Here is a 22,255-nt window from a genome sequence, read left to right as displayed (position 1 = left end):
TCTATTTAAAATGAAGTATACAGCGTTATTCGTATTGTTATTTTTTGCCCTGAATTCATGTGTTAAAGAAGTTGATAATTCGCCGGTTGAGTATTTTAATCTCGGCGATGTAAAACTGCTCGATAGCGAATTTAAAAACGCGCAGGAGCTGGATAAACAATATCTGTTAACGCTCGAACCTGATCGTTTGCTGGCCCCGTTTTTACGCGAAGCCGGCCTCGAAACCAAAGCTGAAAGTTATCCGAACTGGGAAAATACCGGTTTGGACGGGCACATCGGCGGACACTACCTAACAGGTTTGTCGTTGATGTACGCAGCTACCGGCGATAAGGAGATTAAACAGCGATTGGACTATATGATCTCAGAACTAAAACGTTGCCAGGATGCCAACGGAAACGGCTACATTGGTGGTGTTCCCGGTGGACAAACAATGTGGGACGAGGTTAAGAGTGGCGATATCAGGGCCGGAGCATTTAGTCTGAACGAAAAATGGGTACCGCTGTATAATATTCATAAAACCTACGCCGGATTGCGCGATGCGTGGTTGTATGCCCACAGCGAAACAGCAAAACAGATGCTGGTCGATATGACGGATTGGATGCTGGATGTGGTAGCAGCATTAAGCGATGAGCAGATTCAGACCATGCTGAACAGCGAATACGGTGGTTTGAACGAGACTTTTGCTGATGTAGCCGAAATTACCGGCGAGGAGAAATACCTTGAATTGGCCAAAAAGTTCTCACATCATGTAATTCTCGATCCTTTAATTGAGCATCGCGATGATCTGGATGGTAAACATGCCAACACACAAATTCCAAAAGTAATCGGTTACCAGCGTGTTGCCGAATTGGGTGGCGATGCCAGCTGGGCTGATGCGTCGCTGTTTTTCTGGGAAGACGTAGTGAGCGAACGCAGCGTGTGTATCGGCGGAAACAGTGTTCGTGAGCACTTCCACCCGAGAGACGATTTTTCGGGAATGATGAATTACGTGGAAGGCCCCGAAACATGCAATACTTATAACATGCTGAAGTTGACCAAAATGTTGTACAAGGACAATGGCAACGACAGCCGTTTTATGGACTACTACGAAAAAGCATTGTACAACCATATTTTGGCATCGATCAATCCCGATAACGGCGGGCTGGTTTATTTTACGCCCATGCGCCCGAATCATTACCGTGTGTACTCGCAGCCCGAAACCAGCTTTTGGTGTTGTGTAGGTTCCGGTATCGAAAACCACGGAAAATATGGCGAGATGATTTATGCCCACACCGATGAGGCTTTGTTTGTAAACCTCTTTATCCCGTCGGTTCTAAACTGGAAGGCGAAAGAAACCGAAGTGGTTATGGAAACGCAATTTCCGGATAATGACAAAGTTTTCCTGACCATCAATCCAAAAGAAGCCACTAAATTCGAATTGCGTTTGCGCTACCCGTCGTGGGTGGAAGAAGGTGCGTTGAAAGTGTTGGTAAACGGAAGTGAAACGAACTACATCGTTGCTGAAAATGGCTATGCTATTCTCAACAGAAAATGGCAAAAGGGCGATAAAGTGGAGTTGGTTTTACCAATGAAAATTACGCTGGAGCAAATGGAAGACGGCAGTAATAACTACTCTTTTGAATACGGTCCGATTGTTTTGGCTGCAAAAACCGGCACCGAAGATATGGATGGTTTATACGCAGATGCAAGCAGAATGGGACACGTCGCACAAGGTACAATGATTCCATTAAAAGATCGTCCCGTAATTGTAGCATCGGTTGATGATTTGCCGACGACGCTGGCGAAAGAAGCAGGGGACAAGCTGGTTTTTAAACTGAATGGTTTGTATCCCGAAACATATGAAACAGGATTGGAATTGTTGCCGTTTTACCGCGTGCACGATTCGCGCTACAACATCTACTGGCCGTGTGCAACCGAGGACGAATTAAGCGATATGATCAGTGCTGTTGAAGAAGCTGAAAAAGCCCGCATTGCCTTGGACGAAATTACTGTAGATAAAGTGGGGTGTGGCGAGCAGCAACCGGAATCGGATCATTTTATAAAATTTGATGATTCGTGGACAGGTTACTGGAACGATTCACATTTCAGGGAAGCACGCCGCTGGTTTAGTTATAACTTAAAAAATACCGACACAAAAGGTCGCTTTTTATACCTGAAGTATTTTGATAAAGAGGTGGCACGTTCGGCAGAAATTTTGGTGAACGAAACACCCGCCGGAACAATAGAATTAAATGGCGAGGGTGGAAACAATTACCAGGAAAAAGTGATAGCGATTCCGGAGAGCGAAACCGGCAAGCAGGAATTGATCTTAAAAGTTTCAGGTTTAAATAACCACTTTACCATGCAGCTTATTGAAGTGCGGTTGTTAACGAAAAACGAAATTCCATAACCATCAATTTATCAAAAACCTTAACTATGAAAACCAACATTATAACCTTTTTTTTGCTGTTTCTGGCAACTGTATCGTTGCGCGCCAACGAGCCTGATTCGGCCTATGTATTTTCGTATACCTGCGGAAAAAACAACAACACCGCCGGCCTGAATTTTGCCTGGAGTGTCGACCGTGAAAACTGGCATGCAATTGGCCCGGAATTCCGGTTTCTGGCAAGCGATTTTGGAACCTGGGGCGGGCAAAAGAAAATGTTCGATCCGTTTTTGATCCAGGATAACGATGGCTTGTGGCATTGCCTGTGGACACTGAATGTCGACATCCAACAGTTTGCACACGCCGCTTCAACTGATTTATATAACTGGAAACGCCAGTCGTACCCGGAAGTAGTTGAAGAAGGAAATGTTAACAACATTGAAGTTCGTTTTGACGAGCAAACCAAAGTTTATACGATTACCTGGATCAACGAAATCAACGGAGTAGAAAAGATCTTTAAGACGACCACAAACGATTTTAAAACCTATTCGGAAACCGAAGAAGGCGGTGAGGCTGATCGGTTGAATTTGCGCGAAACCGTTCGTATTGATGGTATAGAGCAAACCGGAATGATCAACAAATTATCGTGGAATGAAATCGATGCCTTGATTAAATGGAATGAATGGAGCCGTTTTCACGAGCAACAACGGGCAGACAATACTTCGTTGGATGCGGAGCGGTTTAAGAATCTGAACACTGTGGAAGCAGAAATCTCGGTTCTTCTTGAAAAAAGCAAGGCCATCAGCGATTTGCTGATTGGGATATTTTTCGAAGACATTAACTACGCTGCCGATGGTGGCTTGTATGCCGAACTGGTTCAGAACCGTGGATTTGAATACCAGCTTTCCGACAGAAAAGGAAGCGATCCAACGTGGAACGCCAAAAAAGCATGGAGTTTATCGGGCGATGGAGCAAGTTTTTCCATTGATTCGGTTTCTCCAATCCACATTAACAATAAACATTTTGCAGTGCTCGATATTGAAAAGTCCGGAGTTGCATTGGTGAATGATGGCTTTAATGGAATATCTGTTAAACAAGGTGAGAAATACAATTTTTCTGTTTTTGCAAAAGTGTTGGATGAAGCAAAAATTAACTTACATGTGGCGCTGGTTGATGAAAATGGCGAAGTGCTGACGGAGGTGAAAACAAAATCATTTGCCGGCGATTGGAAAAAGCTGGAAGCACAACTGACAGCAACTAAAACTGTCGCAAAAGCGAAATTGCAGGTCATCCCTCAAGATGCAGGGAAAGTGGCTTTAGACATGATTTCTCTCTTCCCCGAAAACACTTTTCGAAACCGCAAAAATGGTTTGCGTGCCGATTTGGCGCAGACAATTGCCGATATGAAACCACGATTTGTGCGTTTCCCCGGAGGTTGTGTGGCGCATGGCGACGGTCTGGAAAATATCTATCACTGGAATAATACTGTCGGGCCGCTTGAAGCGCGTGTCCATCAGCGAAACATCTGGAATTACCACCAATCTGCAGGATTGGGATATTTCGAGTATTTTCAGTTTTGCGAGGATATTGATGCAGAACCTGTGCCTGTATTAGCAGCTGGGGTTCCTTGTCAGAATTCGTCATGTGGCGGTCACGGACAACAAGGTGGAATCCCGATGTGCGACATGGATGCTTATGTGCAGGAAGTGCTCGATCTGATTGAATGGGCAAACGGCGATGCGACTACCAAATGGGGAAAAGTACGTGCCGAAGCCGGACACCCGGAACCGTTCAATCTGAAATACATTGGTATTGGAAATGAAGACCTGATCACAGATGTTTTCGAAGAGCGTTTTACCATGATCTACAAAGCTGTTCGCGAGAAATATCCTGAAATTACGGTGATCGGAACAGTTGGGCCGTTTTACACCGGAACCGACTATGTTGAAGGTTGGGAGCTGGCTACAAAACTCGAAGTTCCCATGGTTGACGAGCACTACTACCAGCCGCCGGGTTGGTTTATCCACAACCAGGATTATTACGATCGTTACGACCGGAGCAAATCGAAAGTTTACCTCGGAGAATATGCAGCACATTTACCGGGTCGCCCGAACAATATTGAAACGGCACTTTCAGAAGCCCTCTATTTAACCGCTGTTGAACGAAATGCCGATGTGGTTACCATGACTTCGTACGCGCCACTGCTGGCCAAAGAAGGATTTACACAGTGGAATCCTGATCTGATCTATTTTAACAACGAGGAAGTACATCCAACCGTGGGATATTATGTGCAGAAACTATACGGAAACAACGCCGGCGATTCATATATTCCTTCCGAGATCAAACTTTCAGATAACCGCGAAGCCGTTAAAAAACGAGTGGCCATTTCGGTGGTGAAAGACAGTGAAACCAACGATCTTATCGTAAAGTTGGTTAACCTGCTTCCTGCAGAAGTTGATGCTGCTATCGATCTTTCAGGCTTTGAAATCTCAGATTCAGAAGCAGAATTGTCGGTATTAAAAGGCAAACCGGATTCTAAAACTGCAAAACCTGTTGAGAGTAAAATAAGCGTTTCTGAGAAATTTGATTATTCGCTGCCGGCTTATTCTTTTTCAGTGATCCGAATTAAAAACCAATAAAATAGAAACCAATGAGACTCACCTTTCCTGTTGCGATTATCTCTTTATTCTTTATAGTGAGCTGTTCAAGTCAGCCGAAAGAAACAAAATCGGAGCATGCGGAATACCCCATAAATGGGGTGTCGTTTAGCGATGTTCAGGTAAACGATATTTTTTGGTTGCCAAAGATTGAAACCAATCGTAAAGCAACGATACCGGCGTCTTTTCAGAAATGTGAAGAGACCGGTCGCCTCGAAAATTTCCTGATTGCCGGTGGCAAAATGGAAGGCACCGTACGTGGAGATATGCCTTTCGACGATACCGATGTTTATAAAATTATTGAAGGAGCAGCTTATTCGATGACAACCATTCCTGATCCGAAACTGGATGCATATGTTGATTCGTTGATTGAAATTATCAGCATCGGGCAGGAAGAAGATGGTTACCTGACTACCTGGAAAACCATCGATCCAACACATTCACCCGCCGAATGGTGTCCTCCGGGAGAGCGCTGGGAAGGCTTGGCCTGGAGTCATGAATTGTACAACGCCGGTCATATGTACGAAGCTGCCGCAGCACACTATCATGCTACCGGAAAAACAAACTTCCTGGATATTGCCACAAAAAATGCGGATTTACTGGTTTCTGTTTTTGGAGCCGATAAAAATCCGCAGGTGCCGGGGCACCAGATTATTGAAACCGGCCTGATCAAACTGTACCAGATAACCGATAAAAAGGAATACCTCGATTTGGCCAAACATTTTCTGGATTTCAGGGGAGACAGCACCAAGCGTGAGCTTTATGGGGCTTATAATCAAGATCACGTGCCGGTTGTTGAACAGGACGAAGCTGTTGGTCACGCGGTTCGTGCAGCTTATATGTACGCCGGAATGACGGATATTGCCGCCCTATACAAAGATGCGGCTTATGAAAATGCTGTTGACAAACTTTGGGACAATGTGGTGAATAAAAAGATCTATATCACCGGAGGAATCGGTTCGAAACACGATGGTGAAGCTTTTGGCGAAAACTACGAGTTGCCAAACCTTACAGCGTATAACGAAACCTGTGCCGCCATTGCCAATGTGTACTGGAATTACCGCATGTTTTTGCTGCATGGCGATTCAAAATACATCGATGTACTCGAGCGAAGTTTGTACAACGGTGTAATTTCGGGAGTGGCTCTTGATGGAACGAATTTCTTCTATCCAAATCCGCTGTCGTGCGATATGCACTATCATTTTAATAGTGGTGGCAGTCTCACCCGCGAGCCTTGGTTCGATTGCTCATGCTGTCCGTCAAATATGTGTCGTTTTATGCCATCGGTTCCCGGGTATATTTATGCCCAAAAAGACAATGATATCTATGTGAATCTGTTTGTTCAAAGCAGTACTTCAGTAAAAATGGCTGGTTCGGAAGTAAAAATAAATCAGGAGACAAAGTATCCGTGGGATGGAAAGGTGAAGATCTCGGTATCCCTTGAAACAGCGTCGCAGTTTGCTGTGCGTGTTCGTATTCCGGGATGGGCACAGAACCAACCTTTGCCGGGAGATTTATACCGATACGAAAATGTTGCGGCCCAAAAACCCGAAATATTGGTTAACGGCGAAAGTGTAAGCTACGAAACAGAACAAGGCTACGCTGTGTTAGACCGCGAGTGGAACAGCGGCGATGATGTGGAATTGAGTCTGCCAATGCCGGTGCGCACGGTAAAAGCCAGCGAGCTTGTAGAAGCCGACAAAGGAAAAGTTGCTATTGAAAGAGGCCCGATTGTGTATTGTGTGGAAGAAAAGGATAATCCTGAAATTGAATCAATCAAGGTATCTGAAGCAACACAATTTGAAAGCAATTATGATGCTGATTTGCTGGCAGGAGTTGAGGTTATAACAGCTTCGGGCAAAACAAAAGCAGAAACATTTACCGCTATTCCGTATTACGTTTGGAATAATCGTGGGGCCAATAAAATGGATGTTTGGCTTTCGAAAATTGATTAATTCTGTTTTACAGATTCAATAAATTATTGATAAAATCAATCTGTTTTACCCTGAACCCTGAAGGGAACCAGATTGCTTTTTAGGATTTCACCCTTCAGGGATGGGGTAAAATTCCTAAAAAGCATATTTGAAAGATACTCTGTTAAAACAGAATTATAAAGAGTAGATATATAGAGAAAGCCCGTTAACTTACTATTAACGGGCTTTCTTATTAGTTGTGCCAACAATTTTAGTTTGCAGTTGTTTGGGGTAAAAAATATATACGCTATGAAAAAGTTATTTCAAACAAAATTGAACAATACAAGTGTTCACATATCGCTGTTGCTGCTGCGTTTGGCAACGGGAGGATTTATGCTTACCCACGGAATTCCAAAGTTGCAGCGCCTTTTAGCCGGCGAAATGAGATTTGGAGATCCGCTTGGTTTAGGACCTGAAGTTTCGTTGGTTCTGGCTGTTTTTGCCGAGGTTGTTTGTTCCATTCTTATTGTACTTGGATTAGGAACTCGCCTGGCTGTAATTCCATCAATCGTTACCATGGCCGTTGCTGCCTTTATTGCACATGGAGCCGATCCGTTTGGTCGTAAAGAACTCGCTTTGCTGTACCTGGTAGGTTATGTTGTTTTGTTGCTTTCGGGTAGCGGGAAATTTTCGGTTGACCGCTTGATCAGCAAGAAATAGAAGAACAGAATCGATATAATTAGCTGTTTATTTCATTTGTAAGAGGTGTGATTGGTACTTCTTTTAAATAGATTGACTTTTCGCAAATTTAAACTGAATGTAGAAAGAATCAGTTTGTATTTCATAAGTTTATATTTTCTTTGTTGAAAGAACTTATGGAGGATAAACCAAAATACCTACTGAAGAAGCTGAAGTCGGGGGACGAGGGAACTTATATTTCACTTTTTGAAGAGTATTATGTTGGTTTGTGCGCTTACTCCAGAAGATATGTGGGTAGAAAAGACATTGCGGAAGACATCGTTTCGGAGACCTTTTTTAAGATTTGGGAGAACCGCAAAAAGCTGGAAATTACCGGCTCGGTAAAATCATATTTGTTTCAGGCGGTAGCAAATAATTCGCTGAATCATTTGCGAAAACTAAAGAAAGAAGAAAAGTTAGAAGATTATTTTTCGGGCACCGATAATGAAAATATTGGCTTTAAAGAAGTGGCGGAAAGTGTCACCGAAAATAGCCTTTTGATAAAAGAACTGAACTCAAGAATTGAAGAAGCTGTTAATCTTTTACCGCCCCAGCAACAAATGGTTTTTCGGCTAAAAAGATTTGAGGGCAAAAAGAACAAAGAAATTGCAGATGAGATGGGACTGGCTGTAAAAACAGTTGAAATGCACCTCTCAAAAGCGGTTATTTCGTTACGGAAAAACTTACAGGATTACCTTCCGGCTTTTCTTCTTTTTATGCTTCTTAAATAATTTTTTTCAAAAAAGTTTATCTTCCATACAGGGTTTTTTCTCCTCAATGCATCATGGCAATAGAAACACAAAATTTATGTTGGAAGAAAACATACATAATCTGATTATTCGTCTGTTTAGTGGAGAGGCAACCACTAATGAAAAAGCTTCGGTTCAACATTGGATTAATGAGTCTGATGAAAATCGGGAAATGTATGTTGATTTGCAGGAAATCTGGTTAGCAACCGGAGGTCAAAACGAATACAACACCGAAAAAGCCATCCTAAAATTCAAGGATGAAATCCATCAAGAGCAGAAAAAGAATTTCAGAATAGGTGAAGTTTTAAAATACGCGGCTATTGCCGTGCTGCTTATTTCTCTGCCATTTATTTATTTCCTCGGTAAACAGCAAAACCTTAGCGAACCAACATTCACAACTATAACTTGTGCTTTGGGCGACAAATCAACGGTTACGCTGCCCGATGGCTCATTGGTTTACCTGAATTCAGGAAGTGAGCTGCGTTTCAACAATAATTTTCAGCAGGATTACCGCGAAGTGGCAATTAAAGGCGAAGCTTATTTTGAAGTGGAGAAAAACAAGAAGATTCCGTTTCGGGTTGAAGCCGGCGCTGTTACTGTGGAAGTGTTGGGTACCGAATTCAATTTAAAAGCATATCCCGAAGAAAATACCATTGCAACCACTCTGGTGGAAGGAAGTGTGCAGATTAAGAGCGCCTCGCAGCAAGCGATAATGAAGCCAAATCAGAAAATTGTTTTCGACAAGGAAACCAATAAGATGACACTTCAAAACTTAAAAGATGTTGATCCGGAAACCGAATGGAAAGAAGGAAGATTGGTGTTCAGAAATGAATCGTTGGGAGATTTGGAGTTGAAGCTGGAACGCTGGTTTGATGTTGATATCGAATTCAGTGACAATGAAGTAAAGGCCAGACGTTTTACCGGAATTCTGGAGAGAGAAAGTATTCTGGAGGCTTTGGCATATTTCAGTATTTCGGAACGGGTTGGATATAAAATAAACAACAATGAAATAACTTTTTACACTAAGAACTAAAAGAGAGAATAGGATTGGTTTAAAAAAAAGAGGAAGTGTTCCCGCACCTCCCCTTAGTAAAAATTAAACCTAAGTTTAACTTTAAGACAATCAAATTTATGAATTTAAAACGAATTCTTTGGCCCTGCCATGGGCACAAAGTGAAAAAGTATGTACGAATTATGAAATTAACGTGGTTTCTTGTTCTGGTCTTTACCTTACAAACCAATGCCAGCTTGTGGTCTCAAACCACAAAAATGGATGTTAATGTACAAAACACGACTCTGCTCGAGCTGTTTACACACATCGAGAAAAACAGCGAATACCGTTTCTTTTATAGTAATGATGAAGTTGATGTAAATCAGCGCGTTACTTTGCATGCCGAAGACGAAGTGATTGGTGATATTCTTAAATCGGCTTTCGTGGATTTACCATACTCTTTTAAAGAGCTGCAAAGTAATATGATATTGGTTGAGCTAAAAGAAGAACCGGCGCAATCGGGTGCTCAGCAAAATGGCGTGCGCGGATCGGTGAAAGATGAGGCCGGACTGCCACTTCCGGGAGTAACGGTAATTGTAAAAGGAACTACAAACGGAACTGTAACTGATATTGACGGAAACTTTTCGTTGACAGGTGTTGATCAGGGAACAGTCCTGCAAATTTCGTTTGTGGGAATGCGCACTGTTGAACTTGAAGTTGGCGATAAAACGGTTTTTGATGTTACCATGACCGAAGAAAACATTGGTATTGACGAAGTTATTGCCATTGGTTACGGATCACAATCAAAGAGAAATATTACCGGTGCTGTTCAGAATTTAAGCACCGACGAAATTGCCGATATCCCAACAGCACAGCTTTCGCAAAAACTGCAAGGTAAACTGGCCGGTGTTCAAATCAATCAAACATCGGGTATTCCGGGACAGGGAATGTCGATCCGTATTCGTGGACAGGCTTCTATCTCAGCAGGTAGCGATCCCCTTTATGTGGTAGATGGTTTCCCAATTACCGGCGATATCTCAAATATTAACCCGGATGAAATTGAAAGTATTTCGGTTTTGAAAGATGCATCTTCTACTGCACTTTACGGATCGAGAGCTGCAAACGGTGTGGTAATGATTACCACAAAGCAGGCAAAGTTTGGCGAGTCGAAAGTAGATGTAAATGTTTACCAGGGACTTCAGCAAATTCCGGAATACCTGTTGCCGGAAATGATGAATGCAAGAGAATTTGCCCAGTTTAAGAAAGAAATTAATGAGGAAAATGGTTGGGGAGTTCCTGAGATGTTCCAGAATCCGGAACAATACGGAGAAGGCACCGATTGGTTAGATGCAATAACCAGAACGGCGTTAATTCAGAACTACTCAATTCAATACAGCGCAAGTAAAGATAAATTCAAATCATCGGTTGTTGGTGGATTTTTCAGCCAGGAAGGTGTTTTGTTGAACTCAAAATTCAACCGTTTCTCGCTGCGTGCCAATTCTGAATACCAGTTTAACGACCGCATTAAAGTGGGTGTAAACCTTTCGAATACTGTTACGCACAACAAAACTCCTTCCAGCGATGGTGTTTGGTACGAAACAGGAGGTATTCTGCAGGGAGCATTGTTAACTTCTCCATTGGCGCCTTATATTAACGAAGACGGAACAATTCCGATCAATGCAGGAGAGTGGGGAAACGATTATGGCTCAATGCCCGGGCCAAACTGGTACAACCAGGTTCAGGTAGTAAAAAATACAGCTAAAAATATTGGTGTTCTCGCCAATGCTTTTGTTGAAATCGATCTGTGGAAAGGTTTAAAATACAAATCTTCAGTAGGTGTTGATTTGGGAAGTAATGTTGCCGATTCGTTCACTCCTTCTACTGCCGGTGGTATTTTCAATCCTGGTAACGCGACTGATTTCTCACGTATTTCAGGTTCGCATTCCAACTCATTTGGTTACTCGTGGTTATGGGAGAATATCCTGACCTACAAAAAGAGTTTCGACGATCATAATTTCGATGTTTTGGCCGGTTACTCATCGCAAAGTGCACACGGCGAAAGTGGTGTGATGTATGGATCGAGCTATCCTGATAATAATATCGAAACGCTGAATGTGGCAAAAACAATTACCGGTACAACCGACAGACAAGACTGGTCGCTACTTTCATTGATTAGCCGTGTAAACTACAACTACAAACAGCGTTATTTGGTTTCGTTGGCTTATCGTCGCGATGGTTCTTCAAAGTTCGGGTCTGATAACCGTTGGGGAGATTTCCCTTCGGCATCGTTAGGCTGGGTTGCTTCTGAAGAGGAGTTTATGAGCGTAGTTCCTAAAATGTCGTTTTTGAAGTTACGTGCGAGTTATGGTGTAACAGGTAACAATAATATTGGTAATTACACACAGTATGCAAGTATGGTTGCAACCAACTCGCCAATGAACAATGTTTTGGTAAGTGGAAAAAGTCTTGATGGCTTAAACAACACCGAACTGGGATGGGAAAATACTTCGGAATTTGATGTTGGTTTCGATATTGGATTCTTCAATAACCGCGTTTACCTGATTTACGATTACTTCCACAGAAATACCGACAACCTGTTGTATACTGTTGATATTCCGATTTCATCAGGTTTCTACAATTTTACGACCAACATTGGCGAGCTGGAATTTTGGGGACACGAATTTACTGTCAACACCAAAAACTTAACCGGCGAGTTTAAGTGGAGTACTGATTTTAACATCTCTTTCAACCGCAATAAGGCGCTGAAACTGGGTACCTCGAATGCTGCTATTTATGGCGAAAACACGATTACCGAAGTGGGTCAGCCAATTGGTCAGTTGTATGCCTTAAAATGGGAAGGATTGTATTATACACAAGAAGAAATTGACGAAGTTGGCAGAGACGGAGCCCAGGTGGGAACCGTAAAATTTGCCGATAAAGATGGCGACGGCTGGGTGAATAACGACGACCGCGATAAATATGTTCTCGGAAGTTCTGCTCCAAAAGCAACTTACGGTATTACTAACACTTTCAATTATAAAAACTTCGATCTTTCAATTGTTGGTCAGGGAGCTTATGGTCACAAGATCTTCAACCACATCGAGCGTTTTTCAACGAACCTCGACGGTGCATTTAATGTGCTTGAGGCAGTTTCACGCAGATGGCGTTCGCCGGAAGATCCGGGTGATGGCATTTATGGTAAAGTAATCTCGGGAACAACAGGTTACGAGCGCGACTGGATGAGTTCGAAATTCTTATACGATGCAAGTTATTTTGCTATTAAGAACATCACTTTAGGGTATCAGGTACCTTTTAAAAATTCAGGAATTGTAAAAGGCTTACGCGTTTACGGAAGTATTCAGCAAGCTTATGTTTTCACCAAGTATCCGGGTAATAACCCCGAGGTATCAGCAGCCGGTGGTTTGTATGCCGGTAACGATAAAACCGCTTACCCGGTTCCTCGAACATTTACTTTGGGTCTTAACTTGAACTTATAATCCTAAAATGATCAAAACAATGAAAAAATATAATTTAATATACCTGATAATTGCTGCCTTACTTGGAGCAACTTCATGTAACGACGACTTTTTAACGAACCTGCCGGAAACAGTGGTTTCGGCCGGAGATTTCTACAAAACTGAATCCGATTACGCACAAGCCATTATTGGTGTTTATCAGCCGGTGCGCTCACTTTATAACACCGGACTGGCAGGTTACGGCGCCTGGGCGATGGGCGAAATGCGATCGGATAATACCACATTTAGCTACAACGTATCGAACCGTGGTTATGCCGACAGAGAATATGTTGATTTGTTTATTGACGATTCGAATGGCGGATCAACATCGAACAAATACAATAACAACTACATCATTATCGGAAGGGCTAACCAGATTTTGAGTCAGATTGATGATGCAGAAATCAGTGAAGCTTCGAAAAACAATTATAAAGGACAAGCTTTGTTCCTGAGGGCCTTTGCACATTTCGATTTGGTTCAGTATTTCGGCGATGTGCCGTTAATGACTGAGCCTGCAACCAGCTACGAGGAAACATTGAAAAACAGAACGCCTAGAGCAGAGGTGTTGGCACAGATTGTTGCTGATGCTGCACTGGCTGCCGAGTTGTTACCGGCTAAAGATGCGCAGTCAGCAGGTTATGTGGCAAACGGTGCCGCCTATACTTTATTGGGCAATGCATACCTTGTTATGGAAGACTGGGCGAATGCCGAAGCTGCTTTAAAAAATGTTACCGGTTATTCCTTGTTATCGGATTATGCAGCAATCTTCAATCCGGGTAATAAAAACAATGCAGAAATGATTTTTGAAGTTCAGTTTACCGACGATCCAACAGCAGGAGCAGCAAGTAACTGGGCATATAATTTCTTGCCAATTTTAACCAATCCGGGCGTTATTCCAGGATTTCCAAGCGGAAGTACAAACAACTATGCCGGTTGGAATACTCCAACCCCGGACTTGTTAGCAGAATACGAAGATGGTGATTTACGTCTCGACGCATCAATCGGTTTCTACACCGGCGAAGGTTATGTTGATCGTCCTTATGTGAAAAAATATGTACACGGTGCGCAAATTGCACCAAATACAAATAACGACTGGCCGGTTTATCGTTATGCCGAAGTGGTGCTAATGTTAGCAGAGGCATTAAACGAACAAGGCGAAACCGGCGATGCATTGACTTACCTGAATATGGTTCATGCCCACGCCAGAACCGGACTGAGTGAGTTGTCATTGAGCAGCCAGTCGGAATTGAGAGAAGCGATTATGAAAGAAAGACAAATTGAGTTGGCTTTCGAGAATAAACGCTGGTTAGATTTGGTACGTTGGGGAACCGCAGTAGAAGTAATAAATGCTCAGGGAGCAAAAATCAAAGCAAATCCACAGGCGTATTATTATCCTGAAGGTGTTTCGCCAATTAACGAAGCTTATAACGTAACAAGCGATCGTTTGCTTTTCCCAATTCCTGAAAGAGAATTACGTTTGAATCCGGATATGGTACAAAATCCGGGATATTAATTTGTAAGTCTAAAGTAGCGTAAGCAACCGGAGTATGAAAGCATACAATGGTTGCTTACTTTATTTATATTATACCCTCAAAATTTTTCCTGATAATTTCGGCAGTATGTCATCTTTAAAATGGTAAAAATGAAAAAGTTAATAGCAGGAATTATTGTTGCGGTGGTTGGACAATTATTGATTTTCGATCAGGCCTGTTTTGCACAATTCACTTCTTCCGATTTTCTAAAAGCCGCGGGGCCCGTTATCCGCAATCAGTCGGGCGAAGGTGATGTTGTTGCTTTGCGCGGAACAAACTTTGGGTCGTGGCTAAGTATGGAACACTGGATCGGGCCATTGGGATACGGATTGATCAATCGCTCGGAATGGACGATATCGGCTTCTGCCAATGTTTCCGGCGACAATCTGAATTATATCATCGACGGAGATGAAACAACACGATGGAACTCATCAACCAATCAAACTTCGGTGGTTGAACAGTCGCTAACTTTCGATCTTAAAGAGAAAGTTGTTTTCGATAAAATTAGCCTGGTGGGTGGCGACAATGCAAATGAATCGCCATCGCAATACCGCATCGAAATTTCCTCAGATGGAACAAGCTGGACTGAAATTACTTCGGGAAGTGGTTCCTCCAGTATAGTTGTTGATATTGAAATTGGCGCTGTTGAAGCTCAGTACTTGAAAATCACGCTAGCGGCTAGTACGCTTAACACCTGGACCATTTCGGAATTGTACCTTTTGATGAATGACGATTATTCGGTTCGGAACGCGATGTACGATCGTTTTGGTGTGGCAAAAACCGATTCGCTTTGGGATTACTACCAGGATTTGTGGATTACCAGCACTGATTTGGATAGTATAAAAGCAATGGGAATGAATATGGTTCGCGTGCCATTTTACTGGATGGAAGTGATGAACAACGACGGAACCATTAAAGAGATTGCCTTTACCCAACTCGATTGGGTGGTTGAGCAGTGTTCGCAAAGAGAAATTTATGTGATGCTCGATTTGCATGGTGCGCCCGGCGGACTGGATGGTTATATTACAAGTGGACAAGCCGTAACTAATGAATTGTGGAGTAATCAGACTTACCAGCAAATGACTGTTGATCTGTGGAAAGCCGTGGCCGAACATTTTAAAGGCGAACCGGCGGTTTGTGCCTACGATTTTATGAATGAACCGGTTAGTAATAATTCGTCGTTTTCAACCAGTGCCATGTACGATAAAATTTATCAGGCAGTGCGCGAGATCGATCCCGACCACATTATTTCGGTTCAGGCATTTTATAATTTCGATATGATTGATGCTCCCGTTGCCAGAGGCTGGGAAAACGTGTTGTACCAGGCACACTATTACAATACCGATTTTTACAACTGGGATTCACAAAACGGATTTATCCAGTATGCTTTATCCGATATGTCGTGGCACCAAATGCATTGGAATGTGCCTGTTTTGGCCGGCGAGTATAACTTCTGGACGCATCTCGATCTTTGGAGCAAGTGGATGCGGGGGATTAATTCTTTTAGCGGATCGTGGTCGAACTGGTGTTATAAAAACAATACCAGCGAAAAAAACTGGGGATTATACCTGGGTAATTTTAATCCTGCGCCCGATTTGAACTTTGATACCGAAGAAGAGATAAAAGCAAAGTGGGATAAATTTACGACTTCCAATTTCCGGAGAAATGATGATTTGATCGACACCATTGTAAACTTCACGCAAACCGATTCTTACATTGGAATGGGAGATATGGTGTGGTTTGAAGCCTACAATGGCAGTTTCATCAGTTCTGGGAATGGAACATCGTCGATGACCTGCAATACTTTTACTGTTGGCGAAACCGAGGTTTTTACAGTTGTTGATGCCGGCGATGGCAAAATTGCACTGCTCGGAAACAATGGGAAATATGTGAGTTCGAATAGCGGCACCATTTCAATGACTTGTGATAAGGATGAAATTGGCGAAACGGAAAAGTTTTATTGGATAAACCTTTCAGATGGAAAAATGGCACTGTTGGGACAAGGTGGTTTTGTGTCGATGGAAGGTGGAAGTAGTCCGATAAATGCCAATCGAAATGTCATCGACGGATGGGAAATTTATTCGTGGGGTAAAAAGGATGTTCAAACATCCGTAATTGAATACAATCAGTCGATCGATATTTTTCCAAATCCGTTGGGAGATGATCGATTGCTTAATTATAATCTTCAAAACATCAACGATATTCCAATTCATATTTACAATTCGAAAGGGCAAAAAATATATACTGAAAATCTCTCCGGAAGTGGAGTAATCAATCTGTCTTTTCTGTCTTCGGGCACATATATAATTGGTCTTGGTTCAAAAAGAGAAAAACTAATTGTCAGATAAAAAATCAGAAATGAATAAAACTCGAATCTTTACAAAGCATTTAACGGCGTATTTACTGGTAGTGGTTTTGGCTGCTATGTTTGGCTGTTCAAAAGAAAAAGTAGCAATTGATAAGCTTACCGTTGAGTATACGCCAACTCCGTTGGGAATTGATGTTGAACTTCCACGTTTCGGATGGCAAATGAATGCTCCCGAAAATCAACGCGGAGTTTATCAAACTGCCTATCAGTTGCAGGTTAAAAGTGCTGATGGCGAACTCGTTTGGGATTCGGGAAAGGTCGACAATGTAAAAGCCTTGGCGATAACATATGAGGGCAAACCATTAAAAGCCGAAACAAGGTATAACTGGACGGTGAATGTGTGGGATCAGAATGATGAAATGCACACGGCAAGTTCGTGGTTCGAAACGGGCATGATGAATCCAGATATTGCAGCCTGGGACGGTGGCGACTGGATTGGTGGAAGTGACGATGATCTTGTTTTCTTTTCGGATTATCAGTTGCTTTTTGGATTAAAATACAATGTGGCGATTGAAGAAGGAAGTACAAAAGCCGGTTTTGTATATGGCGCCAACGACCTTCGTTTAATGGACAAATACAAAAATATTTACCAGCTCGAAAACAAACTGAACGAAAGTTATATCAAGCTCGAGTTGGATATTTCAGACCTTGAAAATTCGGCAAATGGATCGGCCAAATTGAATATTTACCGTGCAGGTTATACTCCCAACGATAACGCAAACGAACCGTTTAAAACATTTAAAATTAAATCTTCTGTCATTAATTCTGCAACTAAATATGCCCCACACAATATCGCATTCATTAGTGAATACGGAAAAATTTCAATTAGCATTGATGGAGTCGATGAGTTTTTTGTATCAGATAAACCAGACCGCCCAATGGGTGGAATGCCGCCGTTTATGCAACAAAACAGGGGCGCAACTGTAATTCTTAATCCAATAGGATCGAATCACGACTACATTCCGTTCGGAATGATCTGCGATATGGGCTTTTCAATGGAGGCCGGTCAAAAAGCTACTTTTTCCGATCTGAAAATTTTTAATCACAGAACACCAAATAATACCTTGTTTCAGGAAGATCTTTCGGGCAATTACGAAGGAATTTTTGCAGGTAAATTGAAAGTGAAAAACGATGCATATGTTGTTGAAGGAGGCGAGGACGGTAGTTTTATTGTAGCCGATCCGAGTCGTAACTCAACCCCCATGTTGCGCACCGAATTTAACTTGAAAAAAGGAATTGAATCAGCACGTTTATATGTTACTGCCCGCGGTATTTACGAGGTTCAAATAAATGGAGAAAAGGTGGGGAATGATTATTACAATCCAGGGCAGACACAGTACAATAAATCGCATTTTTATCAAACTTACGATGTTACCGATCAGTTGAATGAAGGTGCAAATGCCATGGGAGCCATGCTTTCTGAAGGTTGGTGGAGCGGTCTGCTAAGTTTTGGTTCGTATTGGAATTATTTTGGCGACCGTCAGTCGTTGCTGGCAAAACTAGTAATTACCTACGACGATGGTTCTACAGATATGATTACATCGAACGATAAAGACTGGCAATATTACAACGACGGCCCAATTCAATACAGTAGTCTCGATCTTGGCGAAATTTACGATGCAACAAAGGACGAAAAAGTTACAGGTTGGTCGAAACCCGGATTTGATAATTCTGCATGGAAAACAGCTTCAATTGTTCCTTTGGAAGGCACAACATACTCGGGCGAAGAAAGAGATTTTACCGGTGCTGTAACCCATTTCAATTACGATGAAATGAAACTGATCGGTCAGATTGGAAACAATGCAGGACAATTTGCCACTTTAACAGCAAAAAGTATGGAAGAAGTTCGGCCTGGCGTTTATGTTTACGATATGGGACAGAACTTTGTAGGTGTTCCAAAAATAGCTATTGCAAATGGTGCATCCGGCGATACTCTGATTTTACGATATGCCGAAATTCTTTATCCTGACCTGGACGAATCGGGCGATAATGTGGGAATGATTATGACTGAAAATTACCGTGCTGCCATTAGTCAGGATATGTATATTATGAAAGACGGTACGCAGGTATTTCAACCCAAATTCACCTCGCATGGTTACCAGTATATCGAAATTACCGGTATCGACGAAGCACTTCCAATCGAAGCTGTTCAGGGTGTTTCTATTAGTTCCGTTGTTGATTTGACAGCCGATTATCAAACTTCAAATGCAAAAGTAAATCAACTTTGGTCGAACCTCACATGGTCGAACGTCGACAACTTTTTAACACTACCAACCGATTGTCCTCAGCGCAATGAGCGCATGGGCTGGTCAGGCGATATCTCTGTTTTTTCACGAACTGCGACATACGTTTCCAATACAGCACAGTTTTTGCGCCGACACATGATTGCTATGCGCGATGTTCAAAAAGCAAGTGGTAAGTTTACCGATATTGCTCCGATTGGCGGTGGTTTTGGCGGTCTGCTTTGGGGAAGTGCAGGGATTACCGTACCTTGGGAAGTGTATCAGCAATACAACGATGAAGCTTTGCTGGCCGAGCATTACGATGCAATGGTAGCTTACATCGATTACCTGGAAACGACAATTGATCCCAAAACCGGAATTACCACCGATGGTCAGCTGGGCGACTGGCTCGGGCCGCAAAACAATAAACTGGGCACACCATATTTAACCACTGCCTATCATATTTTCGATTTGTGGATCATGAAAAACGTGGCTGATATTCTTGGAAAAGAAGCAGATGCGGCACGTTTCGAAAAATTATACAGCGATCGCAAAGCATTCTTCAACAAGACTTTTGTGAACGACGAAGGAAAAACCATGGGCTTGATCGGTGGAGGAATGGCATTTGGTCCACGTCCTGCCCCGGCACCTGAATTAAAGCTGGCCGACACACAGACTTCTTATGCGGTTGGTTTGGCTTTGGGAGCTTTTAATGATGATATTACTCCTGACATGGCAAAAAATCTGGCAACAGCCATCGAGCGTAAAAACACTGACGACGACGGTATTGAACGCCCGGAATATTCTTTAATGACCGGTTTTATCGGAACTGCATGGGTGAGTAAAGCACTTTCGGATTATGGGTATAATGAGCAGGCCTATAAATTGCTGCAGAACAATCAGTATCCGTCGTGGTTGTATTCCATCGACCAGGGAGCAACAACAATTTGGGAACGACTGAATGGTTACACCGTTGAAAATGGTTTTGGTGGAAATAACAGCATGAACTCGTTTAACCACTATTCGTTTGGCGCCGTTGGACAATGGATGATTGCATATTCTCTGGGTATTCAAAGAGATGAACCGGGTTTCCAAAAGTTCATTTTGCAACCAACACCCGACCCAACAGGAGAGATGAAATGGGCAGAGGGTTACTATGATTCGATGTACGGAAAAATATATAGCAAATGGGAGATTGATGGTGGCCAGTTGACTTACACAGCAACTGTTCCTGCCAACACTTCAGCAACCTTGTTTTTGCCTGCAAAATCGGAAAATGATGTTATTGATGCCAATGGTTGTGAGCTGGTTAAGTTCGAGAACGGGAAAGCGGTTTATTCGCTAAAATCCGGCAATTATCGTTTCGTTACAAATTTGTAACCGGAATTTCCATCAACTTTTGGAGTTGGAACCTTGAAAAAGAATACTAAAATGTATAGAACTTACCTGAGTTTATTATTAATATTTCTTCTGAGTCAGTGTAAATTAACGGATAAAACGGAGAATCCTGATTATGCTGATTTGGGCGAAAATGCCTACCTGTTTTCACCCGAAATGGAAATGGGAACGATTCAGCATTTAATCGATTCAATATATGCCATTCAAACCACTAATGAGAGTGAATTTAACGAGAATCGCATAGCTTTTTTGTTTCAACCGGGCGAGTATAAGCTAGATGTAAAAGTTGGATATTATACGCATGTTATCGGGTTGGGACAATCTCCCAATGATGTTACTATTAATGGTTCGGTAACAGCAGTTGCACCACCAACCTATAATGGCAGCGTACTAATAAATTTTTGGCGTGCAGTTGAAAACCTGACGATAAATCCATCAATAGATTCGACTAATGTTTGGGGAGTTTCACAAGCGGCTCCGATGCGTAGAGTTCATGTAAAAGGTAATTTACAGCTTCATGATAATGGCGCTGCAAGTGGTGGTTTTTTAGCCGATTCAAAAGTTGATGGACAGGTAGTTTTTGGGGGCCAGCAACAGTGGTTTTCACGCAACAGCGAATGGGAAAGTTGTACAGGAGGTTTGTGGAACATGGTTTCTTTGGGTGTTGTTGGAGCACCTGAGGCAGATTGGCCAGCCAAACCATATCTTTCGATTAATGAAACGCCATTTGTTCGTGAAAAACCGTTTTGGACGATGAATGACGCGGGCGAAATGTGGCTTGAGGTTCCGGTACTAAAAGAGAAGACAAAGGGTGTTAGTTGGGAAAGTGAGGAAAATGGTAACAACACTAAAATTAATAGTTCAGAATTTTATATAGCTAATCCGAAAGTTGATAATGCGGAAAGTATAAATGCCGCCTTGGCGCAGGGAAAAAATATTCTTTTTACTCCCGGAATTTATTGGCTGAAAAATAGCATTGAAGTAAAAAAACCGGGTACAATATTAATTGGAATGGGAATGCCGTCTTTAATTCCCGAAGGAGAAAATCCGGTGATAAAAATTGCCGATGTTGACAATGTAACTTTAAGCAGTATTCTGATTGATGCCGGTTTATTTAAAACAGATCAGCTGATTCAGATTGGGGAACCCGGTGCGGATTCAGATCACAGCGAAAATCCAACTTTCATTTACGATCTTTTTATTCGTGTAGGTGGTTTTCATGCAGGAACAACAAGAAACTGTGTAACCATAAACAGTAACAATGTTGTGGTTGATCATGTTTGGTTGTGGCGCGCAGATCACGGAAACGGCGTGGGTTGGGATATTAACAAGGCGGCTAATGGTTTAACTGTTAACGGCAAAAATGTTACTATTTATGGCTTGTTTAACGAGCATTTTCAGGAATACCAAACGATATGGAATGGCGAAAATGGAACGGTATATTTTTACCAGTGCGAAATGCCTTACTATGTTCCAAGTCCTGAAGCCTGGCAACACGATGGTAAAAATGGATATGCATCGTATAAAGTAGCTGATCATGTTACTAACCATCAAGCGTGGGGACTGGGGATTTACAACGTATTTTTTAACAGTGCAGCCCTTGTTGATTATGCAATTGAAGCGCCACAGAATTTGGAACAAAACTTTCATCAAGCTACTACTATTTGGCTTGGTGGTAACGAGGGAAGTGAAGTTAAAAGTATTATCAACGGTAAGGGAGCAGCCGTAAATAAGGGCAACAGAAAAGCAACCTGGTAGTGCCTCTGGTTTCAAATGCAAATCGCAGAATATAGTTTTCAAAAATAGA

11 protein-coding genes are annotated in these 22,255 nt (G+C 42.3%); all 11 read left to right on the top strand.

Features of this window, described 5'->3' with window-relative positions:
* The first annotated feature begins 10 nt into the window (after positions 1 to 10).
* The 11 genes from SLH46_RS01095 to SLH46_RS01045 all read left to right on the top strand — a co-directional run bounded on the left by SLH46_RS01095 (position 11) and on the right by SLH46_RS01045 (position 22,206).
* A complete protein-coding gene (locus SLH46_RS01095; RefSeq protein WP_320279288.1) occupies positions 11 to 2,389 on the top strand; it encodes a glycoside hydrolase family 127 protein in 2,379 nt (792 codons plus the stop codon).
* A 26-nt stretch (positions 2,390 to 2,415) separates the two neighbouring features.
* Positions 2,416 to 5,004, top strand: coding sequence for an alpha-L-arabinofuranosidase C-terminal domain-containing protein (locus tag SLH46_RS01090; protein WP_320279287.1), 2,589 nt, complete (start codon positions 2,416 to 2,418; stop codon positions 5,002 to 5,004).
* An 11-nt stretch (positions 5,005 to 5,015) separates the two neighbouring features.
* Positions 5,016 to 6,977 carry a glycoside hydrolase family 127 protein gene (locus SLH46_RS01085; RefSeq protein WP_320279286.1) on the top strand — a complete coding sequence of 654 codons (1,962 nt, stop codon included), beginning with the start codon at positions 5,016 to 5,018 and terminating at the stop codon, positions 6,975 to 6,977.
* Between the two features lie 267 nt (positions 6,978 to 7,244).
* The gene (locus tag SLH46_RS01080; protein ID WP_320279285.1) at positions 7,245 to 7,655 is read left to right on the top strand and encodes a DoxX family protein; all 411 of its coding nucleotides are present in this window, start codon (positions 7,245 to 7,247) and stop codon (positions 7,653 to 7,655) included.
* Positions 7,656 to 7,810: 155 nt separating this feature from the next.
* On the top strand, positions 7,811 to 8,404 hold the full coding sequence (locus tag SLH46_RS01075; protein ID WP_320279284.1) for an RNA polymerase sigma-70 factor: 594 nt from the start codon (positions 7,811 to 7,813) through the stop codon (positions 8,402 to 8,404).
* A 76-nt stretch (positions 8,405 to 8,480) separates the two neighbouring features.
* Complete coding sequence (locus tag SLH46_RS01070; protein ID WP_320279283.1) at positions 8,481 to 9,455, top strand: FecR family protein; 975 nt, start codon at positions 8,481 to 8,483, stop codon at positions 9,453 to 9,455.
* 98 nt (positions 9,456 to 9,553) lie between these two features.
* On the top strand, positions 9,554 to 12,910 hold the full coding sequence (locus tag SLH46_RS01065) for a SusC/RagA family TonB-linked outer membrane protein (RefSeq protein WP_320279282.1): 3,357 nt from the start codon (positions 9,554 to 9,556) through the stop codon (positions 12,908 to 12,910).
* Between the two features lie 19 nt (positions 12,911 to 12,929).
* Positions 12,930 to 14,441 (top strand): RagB/SusD family nutrient uptake outer membrane protein, encoded by a 1,512-nt coding sequence (locus SLH46_RS01060; protein WP_320279281.1) that lies wholly within the window; start codon positions 12,930 to 12,932, stop codon positions 14,439 to 14,441.
* A gap of 129 nt (positions 14,442 to 14,570) precedes the next feature.
* Positions 14,571 to 16,808, top strand: a complete 2,238-nt coding sequence (locus SLH46_RS01055) for a cellulase family glycosylhydrolase (RefSeq protein WP_320279280.1) — start codon at positions 14,571 to 14,573, stop codon at positions 16,806 to 16,808.
* Between the two features lie 10 nt (positions 16,809 to 16,818).
* Entirely contained in the window at positions 16,819 to 20,430 is a 3,612-nt protein-coding gene (locus tag SLH46_RS01050; protein WP_320279279.1) for a family 78 glycoside hydrolase catalytic domain, read from the top strand.
* 51 nt (positions 20,431 to 20,481) lie between these two features.
* Entirely contained in the window at positions 20,482 to 22,206 is a 1,725-nt protein-coding gene (locus tag SLH46_RS01045; RefSeq protein ID WP_320279278.1) for a coagulation factor 5/8 type domain-containing protein, read from the top strand.
* The last annotated feature ends 49 nt before the right edge of the window (positions 22,207 to 22,255 follow it).

Origin of the sequence: Draconibacterium sp. IB214405, assembly GCF_033963885.1 — a bacterium.
In the GTDB taxonomy this organism is placed as follows: Bacteria; Bacteroidota; Bacteroidia; order Bacteroidales; family Prolixibacteraceae; genus Draconibacterium.
The sequence above is the reverse complement of the archived record's forward strand: the minus strand, read 5'-3'. Positions and strand labels throughout refer to the sequence as shown.